The 19,348-nt window shown below is 38.2% G+C and carries 18 protein-coding genes and 1 tRNA gene; 4 read left to right on the forward strand and 15 right to left on the reverse strand.

Features of this window, described 5'->3' with window-relative positions; all coding sequences use genetic code 11:
- Positions 1 to 65: 65 nt before the first annotated feature.
- Both DCC35_RS20300 and DCC35_RS20305 read left to right on the forward strand, forming a co-directional pair.
- On the forward strand, positions 66 to 731 hold the full coding sequence (locus tag DCC35_RS20300; RefSeq protein ID WP_137092534.1) for an OmpA family protein: 666 nt from the start codon (positions 66 to 68) through the stop codon (positions 729 to 731).
- Between the two features lie 37 nt (positions 732 to 768).
- The gene (locus tag DCC35_RS20305; RefSeq protein WP_137092535.1) at positions 769 to 1,380 is read left to right on the forward strand and encodes a porin family protein; all 612 of its coding nucleotides are present in this window, start codon (positions 769 to 771) and stop codon (positions 1,378 to 1,380) included.
- Between the two features lie 153 nt (positions 1,381 to 1,533).
- Here the strand turns inward: DCC35_RS20305 and DCC35_RS20310 are convergent.
- Positions 1,534 to 1,607: transfer RNA gene (locus DCC35_RS20310), tRNA-Arg, on the reverse strand.
- 147 nt (positions 1,608 to 1,754) lie between these two features.
- On the opposite strand from DCC35_RS20310, the gene DCC35_RS20315 reads away from it, so the two are divergent.
- Positions 1,755 to 2,465, forward strand: coding sequence for an outer membrane beta-barrel protein (locus DCC35_RS20315; RefSeq protein ID WP_137092536.1), 711 nt, complete (start codon positions 1,755 to 1,757; stop codon positions 2,463 to 2,465).
- 50 nt (positions 2,466 to 2,515) lie between these two features.
- Here DCC35_RS20315 and DCC35_RS20320 read toward each other — a convergent pair whose 3' ends face one another.
- A complete protein-coding gene (locus tag DCC35_RS20320; protein WP_137092537.1) occupies positions 2,516 to 3,244 on the reverse strand; it encodes a hypothetical protein in 729 nt (242 codons plus the stop codon).
- Complete coding sequence (gene rpoN, locus DCC35_RS20325; RefSeq protein WP_137092538.1) at positions 3,241 to 4,683, reverse strand: RNA polymerase factor sigma-54; 1,443 nt, start codon at positions 4,681 to 4,683, stop codon at positions 3,241 to 3,243. The genes DCC35_RS20320 and rpoN overlap by 4 nt, the downstream gene beginning before the upstream one ends.
- A gap of 245 nt (positions 4,684 to 4,928) precedes the next feature.
- Between rpoN and asnS the strand changes: the two genes are divergently transcribed.
- Positions 4,929 to 6,371, forward strand: coding sequence for an asparagine--tRNA ligase (asnS, locus tag DCC35_RS20330; protein ID WP_137092539.1), 1,443 nt, complete (start codon positions 4,929 to 4,931; stop codon positions 6,369 to 6,371).
- Between the two features lie 53 nt (positions 6,372 to 6,424).
- Here the strand turns inward: asnS and DCC35_RS20335 are convergent, their stop codons facing one another.
- From DCC35_RS20335 to DCC35_RS20390, 12 genes are all read right to left on the reverse strand, one after another.
- Positions 6,425 to 7,915: an NAD(P)H-hydrate dehydratase gene (locus DCC35_RS20335; protein WP_246070100.1), complete on the reverse strand. Its 1,491-nt coding sequence runs from the start codon at positions 7,913 to 7,915 to the stop codon at positions 6,425 to 6,427.
- 47 nt (positions 7,916 to 7,962) lie between these two features.
- Positions 7,963 to 9,861, reverse strand: coding sequence for an ATP-binding protein (locus DCC35_RS20340; protein ID WP_137092540.1), 1,899 nt, complete (start codon positions 9,859 to 9,861; stop codon positions 7,963 to 7,965).
- Positions 9,862 to 10,093: 232 nt separating this feature from the next.
- Positions 10,094 to 11,179 (reverse strand): 3-isopropylmalate dehydrogenase, encoded by a 1,086-nt coding sequence (gene leuB, locus DCC35_RS20345; RefSeq protein WP_137092541.1) that lies wholly within the window; start codon positions 11,177 to 11,179, stop codon positions 10,094 to 10,096.
- Positions 11,176 to 11,772 (reverse strand): 3-isopropylmalate dehydratase small subunit, encoded by a 597-nt coding sequence (gene leuD, locus DCC35_RS20350; RefSeq protein ID WP_137092542.1) that lies wholly within the window; start codon positions 11,770 to 11,772, stop codon positions 11,176 to 11,178. Before leuD ends, leuB begins: the two co-directional genes overlap by 4 nt.
- A 14-nt stretch (positions 11,773 to 11,786) precedes the next feature.
- Entirely contained in the window at positions 11,787 to 13,178 is a 1,392-nt protein-coding gene (gene leuC / locus DCC35_RS20355; RefSeq protein ID WP_137092543.1) for a 3-isopropylmalate dehydratase large subunit, read from the reverse strand.
- A 10-nt stretch (positions 13,179 to 13,188) separates the two neighbouring features.
- Positions 13,189 to 14,352, reverse strand: coding sequence for a 2-isopropylmalate synthase (locus DCC35_RS20360; protein ID WP_137092544.1), 1,164 nt, complete (start codon positions 14,350 to 14,352; stop codon positions 13,189 to 13,191).
- A gap of 234 nt (positions 14,353 to 14,586) precedes the next feature.
- Positions 14,587 to 15,810, reverse strand: coding sequence for an NADH-quinone oxidoreductase subunit D (locus tag DCC35_RS20365; RefSeq protein WP_394347713.1), 1,224 nt, complete (start codon positions 15,808 to 15,810; stop codon positions 14,587 to 14,589).
- Positions 15,782 to 16,306: an NADH-quinone oxidoreductase subunit C gene (locus tag DCC35_RS20370; RefSeq protein WP_137092545.1), complete on the reverse strand. Its 525-nt coding sequence runs from the start codon at positions 16,304 to 16,306 to the stop codon at positions 15,782 to 15,784. The genes DCC35_RS20365 and DCC35_RS20370 overlap by 29 nt, the downstream gene beginning before the upstream one ends.
- Positions 16,306 to 16,830, reverse strand: a complete 525-nt coding sequence (locus DCC35_RS20375) for an NADH-quinone oxidoreductase subunit B (protein WP_137092546.1) — start codon at positions 16,828 to 16,830, stop codon at positions 16,306 to 16,308. The genes DCC35_RS20370 and DCC35_RS20375 overlap by 1 nt, the downstream gene beginning before the upstream one ends.
- A complete protein-coding gene (locus DCC35_RS20380; protein WP_137092547.1) occupies positions 16,814 to 17,317 on the reverse strand; it encodes an NADH-quinone oxidoreductase subunit A in 504 nt (167 codons plus the stop codon). Before DCC35_RS20380 ends, DCC35_RS20375 begins: the two co-directional genes overlap by 17 nt.
- A gap of 50 nt (positions 17,318 to 17,367) precedes the next feature.
- Positions 17,368 to 18,000 (reverse strand): LON peptidase substrate-binding domain-containing protein, encoded by a 633-nt coding sequence (locus DCC35_RS20385; protein ID WP_137092548.1) that lies wholly within the window; start codon positions 17,998 to 18,000, stop codon positions 17,368 to 17,370.
- 90 nt (positions 18,001 to 18,090) lie between these two features.
- Entirely contained in the window at positions 18,091 to 19,317 is a 1,227-nt protein-coding gene (locus tag DCC35_RS20390) for an isocitrate dehydrogenase (NADP(+)) (RefSeq protein ID WP_137092549.1), read from the reverse strand.
- Positions 19,318 to 19,348 lie beyond the last annotated feature (31 nt).

Consider the following 19,348-nt stretch of genomic DNA (forward strand, 5'->3'; position numbering starts at 1 on the left):
CAACTATTTTATTTCATTGGCAGGCTTCTTGTTTTTTTATAGGATAGAAAAAATGAGAAGTAATTATGTATTTAAAAACAATATCAAAAGTACTATTAAGTATTTCCATTATAGTATTTCTCGGATGTAAAGCTAACAACACTCAAAAAGGAGCTGCAATAGGTGCAGGTAGTGGTGCCGTAATCGGAGGAATTATAGGGAATCAATCTGATAACACTGCTATCGGTGCAATTATCGGTGCAGCAGTTGGTGGTACAGCTGGTGCTTTGATAGGAAGACACATGGACAAGCAGGCTGAAGAACTTAGAGAAGATCTTGAAGGCGCAGATGTTGAAAGAGTAGGTGAAGGGATTAAAATTACCTTCGACTCAGGTTTAATGTTCCCTTTAGATGAATATACTCTTACTGAGGCAACAAAAGACAACCTTGATGAAATGTCTGAAACTCTTAAAAAATATGAAGACACTAACATATTAATTGAGGGACACACAGATGCCACAGGAACTGAATCTTACAATCAGGCTTTGTCTGAAAAAAGAGCAAATCGAGTAACTGAATATCTCGCTGCGCATGGAGTAGCTACAGATCGTCTTCAAGCCGTTGGTTATGGTGAAAGTCAACCCATTGCGACTAATGATACCGAAGCTGGTCGTCAACAAAATAGAAGAGTTGAAGTAGCAATTTTCGCAAATGAGGACATGAAAGAAGCTGCAAAAAATGGCGAGCTTTAATACAACCAAAAATTTTATAATCTAAAAATCGACTAATATGAAATCAAGAATATTAATAATAGCACTATTTATATTATCAGTCACAGCGATAGATGCTCAAATCTATGGTGTAAAAGGAGGATTTAATGCATCAAACTTTTACGCAGACGAAGTAGATGATAAAAATGCCCGATATGGTTTCCACGCAGGTTTTTTTAGCCAATGGGAAATTAATGAAGGTCTGGGATTACAGGCAGAGCTGCTATATTCCGGTAAAGGTAACAGCTCTACTTATAGTGGAGGAACTTTAGATCAGGAAGTAGATTTTAACATGCATTATATTGATTTACCAGTTATGGCTGTAATCAAGTTAGGCGATGCTGCTGAAATTCACGGTGGTATTTATGGTGGATATCTTGTCGGATCTGATGTAACTTCAGATGGGGACCTTGGAGAATTTTCCGAAAGTGTTGATAAAGATAATTTCAATTCCTTTGACTGGGGATTCCTTGCAGGTCTAGGAGTTAACATTGGTGAAAATTTCCAGGTAGGCGCCAGATATAATTTAGGTATGGCAAAAATTGCAGACAGTGATGATGCTAAATTTTTACTGGGAGATGCAAAAAACAGCTATGGGCAAATCTACGGAGCTTTTAGATTTGGAAACTGATAAAAAATTAATTTTGTAGTTAAAAGGATTGCCTTATGGTAATCCTTTTTTTATTACATCTTTTAACAGATTTTTTGATAAGAAAAGATTTCTTGAATTTATATTGCAGGCAATAAAAAAACCCTGACGATGCTAAGCATATCAGGGTTGTAGTGAACTCGGAGGGAGTCGAACCCCCAACCTCCTGGGCCGTAACCAGGTGCTCTATCCAGTTAAGCTACGAGTCCTTGGTTTTAATCACTCTGCACTGAGGTGCAGTTGACCAAATGGGAGTGCAAATGTAATTAAATATTTGACTTATTTAAAAATTATGCCCAAGAATTTTACAATTATACTATCTTTGTCCACGTTTTAAAGCACAAAAAACTAGCAACATGCGTTTAACCATTTTCAGTTTACTTTTTATATTCATTAATACTGTTTCATTTGGTCAGGAAGAGGAAAAAACCTCACCCTGGAATAGTGTGCCTGGTAATTTATGGACAGAAGTTGGATTTAACTTTACTTTTGACAAACCTGACTCTATCGGTTCTAATTGGTTTGCATCTAAAAGAATCCAATTTAATTACCAGCTACAGTTTAATTTGGGAGAAGAATCAGGACTGACTTTTCATCCCGGCCTAGCATTAGCAGTTGAAAAACAATCTTATGACGGCAACAATGTTTTTGTCGATATTGGTGATGAAGCAGTCTTTGCCCCTGCTTCTAATTTAGTTCCCGGTAGCATTAACAAAACAGGTTTTTTCACAACCTACATTGATGTCCCGGTAGAATTCATGTGGCACTTAAATAAATCTGACTATAGAAGAAGTTTCAAGGTCGCTCTCGGAGGATACGTTGGTTATTCTCTAGGTGGTAAAACAAAAATCAAATATGAGTTTTCAGGAGATACACGTAAGTATAAAGAAAAGTCAGATTACGGTCTTGAATCATTCAGGTACGGTGCAGTATTTAAAATTGGATTTGGAGGGGTAATGGGTTATTACAGACACAATTTCTCTAAAATATTCCAGGATGATGAATCACCGGCAGAATTTATTAACGCGACGCAATCTTCTGCAGGTGTTGCATTGAGAATATTCTAAATAAGAACTTTAATATTATTTTAAGAAAACCGGATCCTCATCCGGTTTTTTTAATGTAAAATCATTGCCATCAGGCCAACGCCATATCCAAGAATCAATCCTCCAATTACTTCTTTAAGGTTATGCGATCCCAGGGCAAGCCTGGCAGTAGAGACTATCCCACAAATAGCCACGATTACAGCTACGTACCAAAAATAATTTGTTATTACAGGATAGTATATCCCATATCCAAATGCGATACCAACAGAAGCCGATAATGTGGTTGCATGTATAGAGATTTTAAAAAAAATTGTGATGATCGTGACCAGGATAACCAGCACAGTCATGGCTATAAAAATTGCATTTGTAACCGAGTTGATACTAAACCTGAAAACAAACAAATAACATGACATGCAATAAATCAGGCTGATCATCAAAAAAGGAAAGATTCTTTCATTTCTTAGAGGCATAGTAAAAGCTTTACCTTTTTTATGCTTTCTAATAGAAACCAGCAAGGGTTTATTTTGGAGTAAAAAAGAAACTACTGACTGGTTTTTAATGATCCTGTAAAAAAACAATCTTGTCAGGAAAGCAATATAAGTCATCCTCAGTAACAGTAGCAAAATCAAGGGAAAAACTCCTGTCATTAAAAAAACCACGCGCAAATAGACATAAAAGCTTTCACCAGTGAGCGGAGTTACAATCATCGGGCTTATCAGGTACAGGCTCCAGATCAATAGTCCCGGAACTAATAGCGGATGAAATATCGTTGAAAAAATCAGTGCTAGTTTTTTATTCAAACAATCTCCTTTCTTAAGCGGGCAACCGGTATGTTCATTTGCTCTCTGTATTTCGCCACCGTTCTCCGGGCAATATTATACCCTTTAGACTTCAGTAGTTTTTCCAGTTTATCATCAGAAAGCGGTTTACGCTTATCTTCCTTTTCAATAAGCTCTTTTAAATCGTGTTTGACCTGACGACTTGATACATCCTCTCCACTTTCAGTAGAAATACCTTCTGAGAAAAAGTATTTTAAAGGAAAAATCCCGAATTCAGTTTGAACAGCTTTACTATTTGCTACTCTTGATACTGTGGAGATATCCATTCCAATCTTATCAGCAATATCTTTTAGAATCATCGGGCGAAGCTCAGACTCGTCTCCCTCCTGAAAATAATCATATTGATACTGAAGAATGGCGTTCATTGTAGAAAGTAATGTATTCTGCCTTTGTTTAATAGCATCGATAAACCATTTGGCTGAATCAAGCTTTTGCTTTACAAATGTGACTGTTTCTTTAAGTTTCTTATCCTTTTTGTCACTTTTATCATAAGCATCAAGCATATCTGAATAAGACCGGCTGATTCTCAGGTCCGGTGCATTTTTACTATTCAGAGACAATTCCAGGTTTCCATTGTTATTGGTTACAATGAAGTCTGGCATTAAATATTGAGTCCGCGCAATTCCTGAAGATGCTCCTCCGGGCTTTGGATTCAATTTGGTAATCAGATTTACAGCCTCCTTGAAAAGATCCTCATCCTCAATATTAAGTTTTTTCAATATTTTAGAGTAATGTTTCTTTGTGAATTCATCAAAGCAAACCAAAATGATCTTTTTAGCTAGCTTAACCTCAGGTATATCTTCATTTTTTCTTTCCAGTTGAATAGTCAGACATTCCTGCAAATCTCTTGCCGCTATTCCCGGAGGATCAAATTCCTGGATAATCTTCAATATCTCCTCCAGTTCTTCAACTGAGGTTTCAATATTCTGACTAAAAGCAAGATCATTTCTGATTGCTTCAAGATCTCTCCTTATATATCCATCACTTTCAATACTACCGATAAGTTGAAGGCCGATCTGGTACTCCCTGTCTTCGAGATCAGTAAACCCAAGCTGGCTAATCAATTGTTCTGACAGTGACGATTGCCCGACTACAGGCATTGATTTATCTTCTTCGTCAGGACTTCTCCCATCTCCTTGCATCTTATAGCCTGCAAAGTCATCATCTCTTAAATAATCGTCAATATCAGGACCATCATCATAATCATCCTCATAAGTATCTTCATTTAGCGAGTCATCGGTATTTTCTTCCTTCCCTTCTTCAAGAGCAGGATTTACTTCAAGCTCTTCTTCTATTCTTGATTCAAGCTCGGCAGTAGGCACCTGCAACAGTTTGATAAACTGTATTTGCTGTGGTGATAACTTTTGTTGTAGCGCCTGTGATAAGCCTAACTTTTGCATATATTCCGTTTAAAAGTAAAATCTAATATACTAATAATGTGATAAATCAGCTTTTCATTGAAAATAAGCTGAATTTATACTTTTTTTGCGAAGTTTAAATTACTAAATCACCTCTTTCTTCTGATAAATCTTACTTGAGGTGATTCAGAAAATTTAGCTAAAAATACGCATTTCATTTATAATTGTGTATCCTTTTTATAAAGAAGCCAAATAATTGGCACGCATAAAATCTAAAAAGAAAGATCGTGGAATATATTCGAATTAAGGAATTGCTGGACCAGCCAAAAACAGGGGAAACTGTTACAGTGAAAGGCTGGGTTAAAACCAGAAGAGGAAGTAAGCAGGTCAACTTTATTGCACTTAATGATGGCTCAACTATTCACAACCTTCAAATAGTTGCAGAAACTGAAAAGTTCGGTGAAGAAGTGATCAAAAAAATAACCACCGGGGCATGCCTTTCAGTAACCGGAGAAGTGGTAGAATCAAAAGGATCAGGACAGGCAATTGAGATCCTGGGAGAAAAAATAGCGGTACTCGGAGAATCAGACCCGGAGAAGTTCCCTCTACAACCTAAAAAGCATTCACTGGAATTCTTAAGAGAAAAAGCTCACTTAAGAGTCAGAACTACAACTTTTGGTGCGATCTACAGGATCAGACATGCAATGATCTTTGCTGTTCATAAATTCTTTAATGACAGAGGGTTTTTTAATGTCCATACTCCGATCTTAACATCTTCTGATGCTGAAGGAGCGGGTGAAATGTTTAGAGTAACTACGCTGGATCCTAAAAACCCACCACTTACAGAAGATGGGAAAGTCGACTGGAGAGAAGACTTTTTTGAGAAACAAGCTAACTTGACGGTTTCCGGTCAGCTGGAAGGAGAGTTGTCTGCATTGGCTCTGGGTAATATTTATACTTTTGGACCTACATTCAGAGCAGAAAATTCGAATACTACCAGGCACCTGGCTGAATTCTGGATGATCGAGCCTGAAATGGCATTTCATGATCTAAAAGACAATGCTGAGCTTGCTGAGGATTTCCTCAAATACCTGGTTAATTATGCTCTTGAGAATTGCGAGGATGATCTGAACTTCCTTGCGAAAAGAGAGGAAGACGAGAATAAAAACAAACCTGCAAATGAACGCCCTGCTTTAAGTCTTCTTGAAAGGCTTAAAATGGTAAGAGATAATGATTTTGCATTCTGCACATATACTGAAGCGATTGATATCCTGAAAAATTCTAAACCAAATAAAAAGAAAAAATTCAATTATCCGGTTGATGAATGGGGTGTTGACATGCAGTCAGAACATGAAAAATACCTTGTTGAGAAACATTTCAAGAAACCGGTTATCGTCACAGACTACCCTAAAGATATCAAAGCCTTTTATATGAGGGTAAACGACGATAACAAGACCGTAGCAGCAATGGATATTTTATTCCCCGGAATTGGTGAGATCGTTGGCGGCAGCCAGAGAGAAGAAAGAATGGATGTTCTTACCAGCAGAATGAAGGAGTTTAATATCGAAGAAGAGCATATGCAGTGGTACCTAGACACAAGAAGATTTGGCTCATGTGTTCACAGTGGTTTCGGCCTGGGATTTGAGAGAATGATGCTGTTCGTAACAGGTATGACAAATATCAGAGATGTAATTCCATTCCCTAGAACTCCGGGAAATTGTGAGTTCTAAAATGAGATGCAAACAAACTATATAAAGCTAAGGAGGAAACTTCTTAGCTTTTTTTATCTCATTTCTACATGTCTGAATGCGTCCGGAAGATAATCGATAATATCCGTTGCAGTCATTGATATGCACCCAAGGTCCTCAGCTGCTTCATCACCTGCAAGGCCATGTATAAAAACCCCTACTATTGCAGCCCATTTAGATGAATAGCCCTGCCCCAGTAAGGCAGTGATAATTCCAGTTAGTGCATCGCCACTACCACCTGTTGCCATACCCGGATTACCCGTTGAATTAAAGTAAACACTCCCTTCGGTATCAAAAACTGCAGTATACGCTCCTTTTAATACAATTATTACCTTATGTTTTTTTGCATATTCCCTGGCCATCTCCAGCCGCTTAAATGAGTCCTCAGCTTCGCCGGCAAGCCGGCTAAATTCTTTTGGATGAGGAGTAAATATAGTTCCTTCGGGAACATGCTTAAGTATATCAGGACGTGATGATATCATATTAAGACCATCAGCATCAATTACAGCGGGAACCTCAAGTTGTTTGATCCACTTTCTCAAGGCCATTTCTGTCTGGTCCTCTGTCCCTAATCCGGGACCAATTCCCACGGCATCCATCCCTTTAAAATTAGCTTCCTCAACATGATAGTCCTGAAAAGTTGATACCATGGCCATTGCCTCCGGAACGGCAGTCTGAATTATATTTTCACCAACAGCTGGAACATAGCAGGTAAGTAACCCGGCACCTGATCTTAGTGCTGCTCTTGCTGCAATGATACAGGCTCCCATCTTCCCGGAAGACCCGCATATCAACATAGATCTACCCATATTTCCTTTATGAGAAAATTTAGCAGGCTTTTTCAGGTAAGACCTGACATCTTCCAAAGTCACCATGTGAATTCTTGAGTCAGTATGATCAATAAAGTTCTGATCCAGACCTATATCAACGACATGCCAGTCACCAACAAATTTTTCATTCTCAGCCATGAAAAAAGCTAGCTTTGGGAGTTGAAAAGAAACTGTGTGTGTAGCCTCTACTACATGCTCTCCATCAACCGGATTATCTGCATAAACTCCTGAGGGAATATCAATGGAAACTACCTGGCCGGCAAACTGGTTGATCTCTTTTACGATTTTAGCATATCGTCCTTCTATGGGCCTGTCTAAACCTGATCCAAATAATGCATCTATAAGTACTCCTGTCTCAATAGAACCCAGAGAATCATCTACTACCTTTCGTTCTATGCCTTCCGGTAAACGGTGAAAGTTTATATTAAAATCTTCACTACCTTCATCAGAGGTTGTATAAACCTTTACTTCATACCCATTTCGCTTTAATATTCTAGCTACTGCGAGGCCATCTCCACCATTATTTCCCTTACCTGAAACAACATGAACTTTACATTTGCCGGGAAATTCTCCAATAAACCATTTTGAAAATGACGCTGAAGCTCTTTCCATGAGATCGATCGATTCGATGGGTTCGTTTTCTATGGTGTGTTTATCAGCGTCCCGTATTTGCGAGGAAGACAATATTTTTATCATGAAGTAGCAGTTTTCAGAAAGTTAATCAAAAAGATCTATCTATAAAACTAGCTATTATGCTGGAATCGAAGATAAAATTCCGACCCCACACCCTTCTCACTTTGCACCTCAATCCTTCCATTCATCGCTTCTGCCTGAAGCTTTACCATGTAGAGACCCATTCCTTTACCTTCAACATTAGTAGTAAACCGCTGGTAGAGCCCAAAAATCTTTGACCTTACTACATCCATATCCATACCAATTGCATTATCAATTATATCGACACCTAGCTCTCCCCCTTCTATTCCAACATTAATTTCTACACGGATTTTTCTGTTCGCATCTCGATACTTTAAAGAATTGTTGATCAAATTTTGAATAATACTTTTAAAATATGCCGGAATCAGATTCCATTTAATTCCATCGGGTACATTAACGATAAGCTCTCCATTAACACTAACAAATTCCTTTTTGAATGGCTCAACTAAATTTAAAATGAATTCTTTGATATCAATTTCCTCATATGCTTTTCCGGCACCTTTCCGAATAGATAATATCTGGTTAAGATCCTGAACTATCTGATCCAGACTCTTTGCTTCTCCCCTTATATGGCCCAGAATTTTTTCCTGCTCACTTTTTTCCTGTCCGTTCAAAATTTGGATAAGTCCAATCATCCTTGCTATGGGAGACCGGAGATTATGAGCAGTAATAAATGCATATTGCTCCAATTGATCATTTTGAGTTCTAAGCTCATTATTTGCACCCGTAAGAGCCCTGGTTCTTTTTTGAACCTTTTCCTCTAAATCTCTGTTTTGCTGTTCTATCTTTTTATTTTGATCAATTATTAATTCTCTTGAATTGATTAATTGTTGATTAGTCGTTCTTAATTCAGTCCTGATCTTTTGAGAACGATAAAGAATGAAAGCCAGAACAACAGATAAACCCAAAAATATCCACGTATATATTGTCTGTCTTCGTGCAGCTGCATCCTTGAGTTCAGCCAGTTCCAGTAATCTTTGATTCTCCTCAGCTTGATTAGCTAGATCAAAGCCCATTTGCAATGCCTGAATTTCTCTTTCCCGATTAGTTCTACTGTTTACTGTTAGTAGTTCAACATATTTCTTAAAATATTCATCAGACCTGTCTTCTAACCCTTTACTTTCAAAAAACTCGGCAAGCAATTTATAGATATCCTCTGTGTAATTATACAAATTCATTTCCTCAGCCTCTTTTTCAATCGACCGAAGTAAAATAAAAGCACTATCCATATCTCCCGTATTCATATATGCTTTAGCAGCTGCAAGCTTAACAAATACTCTGGCCAGGGTTTCACCTGAGGAATCTACCTTAACTCTGTATTTTTCATATAAGTCAATAACCTCATTGTTGTTACCCAGTTTTAAATTTGCATTCATTAGATAACTTGCTGAAAACAGCTCGTTATTATGTTTGCCAAATTCAATATTTATCTCATGCGCTTCTTGAATATACTGTAGCCCTTTTTCAATTTCACCTAAATTTATGAGGCAATCGCCAATGTGTCCTAATGAAAGAGATCTCTTGCTTTTATCAGCGGATCCTATTTGATCCAGGGCTTTTTGATAATATTCAATTGCCTTAGTGTAATAACCGAGACTTTTATAAACCAAACCTGCATTAGAGTAGACCACTCTTTTTGCATTTTGATCTTGGATCTCATCCAATAAAGCTAAACCCTGATGAGTCAGTAAAACAGCTCTTTTATAATCACCGGTTTCCGTAGCAGATATCGCCATATAGCCTTTGATGATTATTATTTCTTCATTATTCCCGATCTCATTAAGGTAATCAATAAGAATTTCCCCTAATAAAAACGCGCTATCAGGATCTGTATGCAGATAGTCACTGGTGAGAGACTTATATATAGGATAATTAATTTCATTGATTACAAGAGTTGTGTCACCCTGTGCTATTACAGAGCTTATCATAGCATTTATAAAAAGAAATATAAAAATTAGCCTCTTAATATATGAATTGATTTTTTCTGACACTCCTTTTGTAATATTATAAAAAGTTAAAAATAAGGCTTTTATATATGTATGTTCAACCTCGAGTAATATTTTAACATAATTACTACTTTTTAGAGTATATTTTGTTTTAAATAAAAAAAACCGGAAAAGCAAAAGCTATTCCGGCGCAATCAACTAAGAATTAATATAACTAAACTTTTTCTTTCTCCAGAATTTTACCAGCAATATAATCGCCAACCTCATTTGTTGTACTGGGGTTGGATTTAAATAAATCTTCTGTTCCTACTCCTTCATTAAGGGAATCCTGAACTGCTTGCCTAATTAAACTAGCTTCTTCCACCATGTCAAAAGAAGTTTCCAGCATCATGGCAGCAGATAATATTGTTGCTATCGGATTGGCAATATTTTTACCTTTGGCCTGAGGATATGACCCATGAACCGGCTCATATAATGCAGAGCTATCTCCAACAGATGCACTTGGTAACAAACCAAGAGACCCGCCTATTACAGAGGCCTCATCTGATAATATATCACCAAACATATTTTCGGTCAGTAATACATCAAATGAAGAAGGATTTAGGATTAACTGCATTGCTGCATTATCAACAAATAAATAATCCAGTTCAACATCTGCATATTCCCTTTGGTGAAGATCTTTGACCTCATCTCTCCATAGTCTTGAAGTAGCCAAAACGTTTGCTTTGTCTACCAGTGTAACTTTATTCTTCCTCTTTCTGGCAGCTTCAAATGCTTTTATAGCTATTCGTCTAATCTCTTGCCTTGAATATAAACTTGCATCAAATGCCTCCAGGTCATTTTCACTTCGACCACTGGGCTTGCCAAAATATATCCCTCCGGTAAGCTCTCTGAAAATCACAAGATCTGTACCTGCAATTCGCTCATGCTTTAGTGGAGACGAGTCCAGCAATGCTTCATATGCAGTTACTGGCCGTATATTAGCATAAAGCCCAAGGGCTTTTCTCATTCTTAACAATCCCTGTTCCGGCCTAACCTTAGCATTTGGATCATTGTCATATTTCGGATCACCAATAGCCCCGAATAATATTGCATCTGAATTCAAACACAGACTATGAGTTTCTACCGGGTAAGGGTCTCCTGTTTCACCTATTGCTGCAGCCCCGACAAACCCTTTACTGAATTGAAAATTATGCCCCCATATTTTACCTACAGCCTTAAGTACTTTTATTGCTTCATCACAAACTTCAGGGCCTATTCCATCACCTGCTAATACGGCAATTTTTTTTGTCTCACTCATGAAAATCTTACTCTTTGTTTTTCGAAGTCTATTATTTCATTTTTAAGGGTAAGGATATAATCTATATCATCGAACCCATTTATCAGACACTTCTTTTTATAATCGCTCACTTCAAAATTTTCTGACAAATCTAAAGAATTGAGGGTAACCTTTTGCTCAGGTAAATCTACTGTAATTGCTGTTTCCGGGTCTTTTTCTATTTCAGCAAAAATTTTACTCAAAAATTGCTCGCTGACCTGTACAGGTAAAAGCCCATTATTTAACGCATTACTTTTAAATATATCAGCAAAAAAAGAAGAAATCACTACTCTGAATCCATAATCATAAAGAGCCCAGGCAGCGTGTTCACGACTCGAACCGCTGCCAAAATTTTTGCCGGCAACAAGAATCTCCCCCTGGTATTTATTATTGTTCAGTACAAAGTCTTTCTTAGGAGATCCATCACTTTCATATCTCCAGTCTCTGAACAAATTATCTCCAAATCCCTCTCTGGATGTTGCCTTGAGAAATCTTGCAGGTATTATCTGATCTGTATCTACATTATCCTCCGGTAAAGGAACCGCTGTCGATTTAATTATTGATATTTTTTGCATGTCAAATGAATTAATTATTCAGCAATAGATATAAATCCATTGATAGCAGTTGCTGCGGCAGTCAATGGACTAGCTAATAAAGTCCTTGCTCCGGGTCCTTGTCTACCTTCAAAATTTCTATTGCTGGTTGAAACACAATACTCTCCTTGTGGAACTTTATCCTCATTCATTCCCAGGCACGCTGAACAACCGGGTTCTCTCAGTTCGAACCCGGCTTCAGAAAATATTTTATCTATACCTTCCGCCTTAGCCTGAAGCTCTACCTGTTTTGATCCAGGAATAAACAATGCAGTAATATTTTCCGCTTTTTTCTTACCTTTAACGTAATTGGCTACCAACCTCAGATCTTCAATCCGACTATTCGTACAACTTCCAATAAAAACATAATTAACAGGCTTTCCGAGTAATTTTTCTCCCGTCTGTAGCCCCATGTAGCTTAAAGATTTGGCAAGGCTTTTTTTCGCATTTTCATCATTAAGATCGCTTTCTGCAGGAACCAAATCATCAATTTTAATACCCATTCCAGGGTTAGTTCCATAGGTGATCATCGGCTCAATGTCTGCTGCATCAAAAATATATTCTGAATCAAAATCAGCATCCGAATCACTTTTCAATTGAGACCAGTCTTCAACTGCCCTTTCAAAATCCTCTCCCGCAGGAGCAAACTCTCTACCTTTTACGTACTCAAAAGTCGTTTCATCCGGAGCGATCATTCCTCCTCTGGCCCCCATCTCAATACTCATATTGCAGATAGTCATTCTTGCTTCCATACTTAGACTCTCGATTGCTGAGCCAGCGTACTCCACAAAAAAACCTGTTCCTCCAGAAGAAGAAATTTTGCTGATGATATATAATATAATGTCTTTTGAAAGTACACCATTCTTTAATTTACCGTTAACCACTATGCGCATGGTCTTCGGCTTTTTTTGTAACAAGCACTGAGTGGCAAAAACCTGCTCAACTTCGGAGGTTCCGATACCAAAAGCAATAGAACCAAAAGCACCGTGAGTACTCGTATGACTATCGCCACAAACAATTGTCATTCCTGGTTGAGTGATACCTAATTCAGGCCCAATAACATGAACAATACCCTGGTAAGGATGTCCGAGACCATAAAGTTCAATACCGTGATTTTTACAATTTTCAGAAAGTTTTTCGACTTGCTTACGACTTAATGCTTCCCTGATAGGCAGGTGCTGATCTTTAGTAGGTACATTATGATCAGCTGTCGCAACAGTATTTTCGGGCCTGAATACTTTAAGTCCCCTCTTTTCTATGCCAGAAAAAGCCTGCGGACTTGTCACTTCATGAATCAGGTGTTTGTCAATGTATAAAAGATCTGTTGATGGGGATACCTTATGCACAACATGACGTTCCCACACCTTTTCAAAAAGGGTTTTTCCCATTAGTCTAATCTTATTTATTTATAATTTTTGTTTCAGTTTTTGCAAGGATATGCAGATGCTCATCGTCTATTTGTTTATTCTGATCTGCCATATTTAAAAATTCTACATACAGAACTTCAAGTTCGTCTTTTTCAAAAATATATCCCAGTTTTTCAAGTCTGTGTTTAAGCGCATGACGCCCACTGCGTGCGGTTAATACAATGTTTGAATCCCCAGCACCGACATCCTCCGGATCGATGATCTCATAATTTTCTTTATTTTTCAAAAACCCATCCTGGTGTATTCCCGATGAGTGCGCAAATGCATTTGCACCAACAATTGCCTTATTCGGCTGAACAGGCATATTCATCAACCTGGAAACCATATTACTCATCGGAGTAATCATTTTAGGATTTACATTGGTTTCAAAATCAAGGTGCGGATGACTTTTTAGGATCATTACGATTTCTTCCAAAGATGTATTTCCAGCCCGTTCTCCAATACCATTCATTGTTACCTCTACCTGCCTGGCACCGTTTTGAATTCCTGACACCGTATTTGCGGTGGCAAGCCCCAGGTCATTATGACAATGAACAGATATAATTGCTTTATGAATATTAGAAACGTTTTCAAAAAGAAACTTGATCTTCTGACCAAACACATCAGGAAGATTATACCCTGTGGTATCAGGAATATTAACTACTGTTGCTCCCGCTGCTATTGCCGCCTCAACCATCTGCGCCAGGTACTGGAGGTTTGCTCTACCTGCATCTTCGCAATAAAACTCGACATCCTCAACGAATTTCTTTGCGTATTTAACTGCAGAAACTCCCTGTTCAAGAACTTTCTCCCTGCTAGATTTGAATTTATGCTGAATATGAATATCAGAAGCTCCGATACCCGTATGTATTCTGGGACGTTTGGCGAATTTCAGTGCCTGTGCAGCAAGGTTTATATCCATTACTTTTGCCCTTGTCAGAGCACAAATTACTGGATCTGTCACTGCCCTGGATATTTCTACCACTGAATTAAAATCGCCGGGACTACTAACCGGAAACCCGGCTTCAATTACATCAACCCCCAACTTTTCAAGCCCTTTTGCTACCTCTACCTTTTCTGTTGTATTTAACTGACAGCCCGGGACTTGCTCACCATCCCGTAAGGTTGTGTCAAAAATTTGAATTTTTTCGCTCATGATTTTCCGATTTGCCCATTAATAACCCTAAAAAATATCTTTCTTTCTCGTTGTTAGAAATGATTAGGTAACCACAAATAATACAATTCAAATATGGTCTCCAAATAGAATTGAAAAATTAAATAATAGGTTGAAATCGGAAATCAATATTGACAAATAATCAAAAAATAGGCGGTATTTTAAAAATTTTTCACTTACAACCGTTAGCTAGTGAAACTAACAAGTGTATGTTAATTATCGATCAACTTCTCCAAGTACAAAATCAAGTGAACCAACTATAGCAATCAAATCAGCTATGTAAGCTCCCTTCGAAATTTCAGATAAAACTGAAAGGTTGGAATAACAGCAAGACCGGACTTTACAACGGAAAGGGACATCACTTTTACCATCTGCTCTGAAATAAAAACCTAATTCACCTTTCGGATTCTCAGCTCTCATATAAAGATCCTGTGCTTTCGGACGAATTTTCTTTGGTACCATCGCCCAGGCATCAAAATCCCTCGTTCTCCGATGATCTTTTTTGAGTTTATCCAGGCATTGAGTAATAATTTCTATAGACTGTTTACATTCTTCCAGCCTTACCCACATTCTGTCCCAGCAATCTCCCTGAGTTCCCATTGCTCCTTTGCCGATCGGCACCTCAAAATCAATTTCAGGATAGACCGAATAACCATCGACTTTCCGGAGATCATGCTTTAAACCGGAGGCTCTTAGCAGTGGCCCGGTGACACCAAAATTAATAGCAGTATCAATTGACATCACCCCAACTTTAGCGGTTCTTCCGACAAATATCTTATTGTTGATAATCAGTTTTTCAAGCTCTTCAAGTTTTGGTTTCAAATACCCTATAAGTTCAAAGCATCTTTCTTCAAAACCAACGGGAAGATCATAATACAAACCTCCTACCCATTGATAATTATATAATAACCGGGCACCGCTAATCCACTCAAACATTCTCAGAATAATTTCCCGGTCACGCATCAACCAAAAAAAAGCAGTCATCGCACCGATATCCATGCCATAAGTGCCCATCGCGATAAAATGAGAAGCCAGGCGGTTGAGTTCAGCTGTGAGCACCCTGATATATTCTATCCTCTTTGGAAGTTGACCTTCCAGACCTAAAAGCTTTTCGACCCCCATTACATATGCATGCTCATTATTCATAGCAGCAACATAATCCAGGCGATCAACGTACGGAATGATCTGGTTATAAGGGAGCGCTTCAGCATGTTTCTCAAAACATCGGTGAAGAAACCCTAAATGAGGAACTACATCTTTGACAATTTCACCGTCAGTCAGAACCTCCAGTCTTAATACTCCATGAGTACTCGGATGGTGTGGTCCGATATTAATTATCATCTCCTCACGCTTGAGGTCTTCCTCCTTATATTTTCCGGGTGATGACCTTTTCAGGTTCTCAGGATGAAATTTATACTGCAGGGTTTTCTCTGTCATCATAAGGTACTTTTACTCCATGATATTTTTCCATATCCACGTAATCTTTACGAAGCGGATGTCCTTCCCAATCCTCCGGCATGAGAATTCTTCGTAAATCAGGGTGATTTTCAAATTTTAATCCGAATAAATCAAAAACCTCCCTCTCATGCCAGTCAGCTGTTTGCCAAATATTTGTTACGGAAGGAACTGTAGGGTAATTATCCTCATTTAGATCCCGGGACGCTTCAACTTTTAACATTAGCTGATGTCCATAAGGAATTGAATATAGATTATAAACCACCTCCAGAGTACCTGCTTCAGGACCGTTATCAATCCCGGTCAGACAGGAAAGCGAATCAAAATAAAGGTTGTTATTTATATTGCATTCCCTGCAAACATCAAAGATTTTATCCTTAGCGACTTTAATGCCCTGTGGAGATGAGTTTTCTATTTTCTCAATAATAACCTCTTCTCCAAACTTATTGAGCAACAACAAATATATTTGCTGGAATTCCATCAGTGTGATTTTTCTTTTTTTAAAAGCTTCAATAATTTTTTAGGAGCTAACATTTTTTCAGTCCTGATCTTTTCCTGGAGCTTAATAAATCCTCCGATCAATGCTTCAGGCCGTGGAGGACATCCAGGGACATAAACATCAACAGGAATTACCCTGTCAACACCTTTTACAACATGATATCCATGTTTCCAGTAAGGCCCTCCACAATTTGCACAAGAGCCCATGGAAATAACATATCTCGGTTCAGGCATTTGTTCGTAAAGACGTCTAACGCGGTCAGCCATTTTAAAAGTAACGGTGCCGGCAACTATCATAACATCAGACTGTCGGGGTGATGCCCTGGGCACGATCCCTAACCTGTCCAGGTCGTAAGGAGTTGCTCCTGCCGACATAAATTCTATTGCGCAGCAGGCAAGACCAAAACTCATCGGCCACATACTTGATAGCCGGGCCCAATTGATCAGGTCATCTAATTTGGCAATAATTACTCCGCCTTGTCCGAAAGCATCACTTTTTTCTGCCATATTCCTTTTCAGTCATTCTTTTATTGAAGTCCTCATACAATTTTCCTGGTACCGGAGATTTAAACAGATATACAGACTGCCTAGGTTTTTCCCAGGCAATAAATCCCTTACGCCATGCATAAGCAAGACCCAATACCAGGATAAATATGAATATCATCATTTCAAACCATACTAACCAACCCCATACTCCATCAGTTTCAGCAATGAGTTGCTTATCCCCGAATACAGTTGCCCAGGGAAAAAGAAATATCAATTCGACTTCAAACAATAAAAACATAAGTGCTACCAGGTAAAACCGCAAGTTAAATTGCCCCCAGGCATTACCAACAGGCTCTTCACCACTTTCATAGGAAGTATTTTTCTCCTCATTAGGTTGATCATTGCGGAGCAAGCGGCTGGTAACTATTCCACCAATGGTAAAGATTGCTCCTCCTACCAGAAACAGCAGTAATATTGAAAGGTCTGACAGATTAACGTTGGTAGCCATATCTAAATCAAAAGCTAATTTTATAGCAATATAGTTAAAACAATATTACCTTAAAACTTGGGAGGTTTAAGGTGTTTAAAATGGCCGTTCATTTTAATTATACCTCGTGCTCTTTCGTATTCACGGATCACCGGTAAAGTATGCTCCAAATGATCTACTATAAACTTCTTTCGCTCACTTTCTCTAGTAAATTTTAAAAGTTCATATTCCTGACTGATCGAAAGACCAATTTTATGCGCCAGGTCGTAGCTATGAATCTGTTCCAGAGCAGGATCGATCGGTTTTAAATTAAGTAATTCAAAAAGTTCGTTTATAAGCGTGTAATATTTGTCTTTAGTTATTGGATCAGTTGGGTCAAATTCATTTTCAAGGTAAGATACATGCCCTCCTGCATATAATTTTCCCGGCCAGGGATTTTTGTATTCTTCAACTTTAAAGATCCGTTCACCCCGGGTTTTAATATCCATTCGCCCATCTTCATAAGTTTTAGAAAGTTCTTCGATTTTTACCTCTATCCCATATTCTATAACCCCCGTAACATATCCAGGAATGCCAAATGGTGTGTTTTCCTTCAGACAATCGTTAACCAACTGCTTATATCGGGATTCAAATACATGAAGATTTACAGGTTCTCCGGGATAAGCAACCAGTTTAAGAGGAAATAAAGGTAAAAAGTCATCCATATATCTTTAAACTTACTCCTCTTAACTTTGTTCAACAAAAAAAGCACTACCTGATCGGCAGTGCTTTTCAAAATTTATATATAAAGCTAATTATTTATTCAACTTAGCTTTCAATCCTTCATCAAGAACGGCAAGGAATTCCTCAGTAGTTAAGTAATGATCCTGAGTCATTTCGTCACCATGAATCAAAAGAGCAAGGTCTTTTGTCATTTTTCCATTTTCTACTGCTTCAATACAAACAGCTTCAAGACTGTGAGCAAAATCGATCAATTCCTGATTATCATCAAGTTTTCCACGGAACGCCAATCCTCTTGTCCATGCAAAGATTGATGCGATTGGGTTAGTAGAAGTAGGTTTTCCTTGTTGATGCTGACGGAAGTGACGAGTAACTGTACCGTGTGCAGCCTCAGCTTCCATTGTCTTACCATCAGGAGTGATTAATGTTGAAGTCATTAATCCTAATGAACCGAATCCTTGTGCAACGGTATCAGACTGAACGTCTCCATCATAGTTTTTACAAGCCCAAACGAATCCACCTTCCCACTTAAGAGCGGCAGCAACCATATCATCGATCAATCTGTGCTCGTAAGTAATTCCAGCCTCTTCAAACTTAGCCTGGAATTCGTTTTCATACACTTCCTGGAAAACGTCTTTAAATCTACCATCATACTTCTTAAGGATGGTGTTTTTAGTAGACATATACAGAGGCCATTTCTTTTCTAATGCCATGTTAAAACATGCACGAGCAAACCCGAAGATAGACTCATCAGTATTGTACATGATCATTGCGATTCCATCACCATCGAAATCGTAAGCATCAAAAGTCTGAGGCTCTCCGTTTTCAGGGGTAAAAGTCATAGTTAATTTACCTTTACCTTTAGTGAGTGTATCAGTAGCTCTGTATTGATCACCGAAAGCGTGACGTCCAATACAAATAGGCTTAGTCCAACCCGGAACCAAACGTGGAACGTTCTTGATAAGAATAGGCTCACGGAAAACTGTTCCACCTAAGATGTTTCTTATCGTTCCATTTGGAGAACGGTACATTTCTTTCAGATCAAACTCTTCTACACGTGCTTCATCCGGAGTGATTGTCGCACATTTGATACCAACATTGTACTTTTTAATTGCATTTGCTGCATCAACGGTGATCTGGTCGTTAGTTTCATCCCGACTTTCGATACCCAGATCATAATATTTGATATCAAGGTCAATATATGGAAGGATAAGTTTATCTTTTATGAACTTCCATATTACCCTTGTCATTTCGTCACCATCCAGTTCGACAACCGGATTTGCTACTTTAATTTTGTCCATAGTAAATCTACCTGTTAGTATTCCGAGTTAG

Source organism: Mangrovivirga cuniculi (genome assembly GCF_005166025.1).
GTDB lineage: Bacteria > Bacteroidota > Bacteroidia > Cytophagales > Cyclobacteriaceae > Mangrovivirga > Mangrovivirga cuniculi.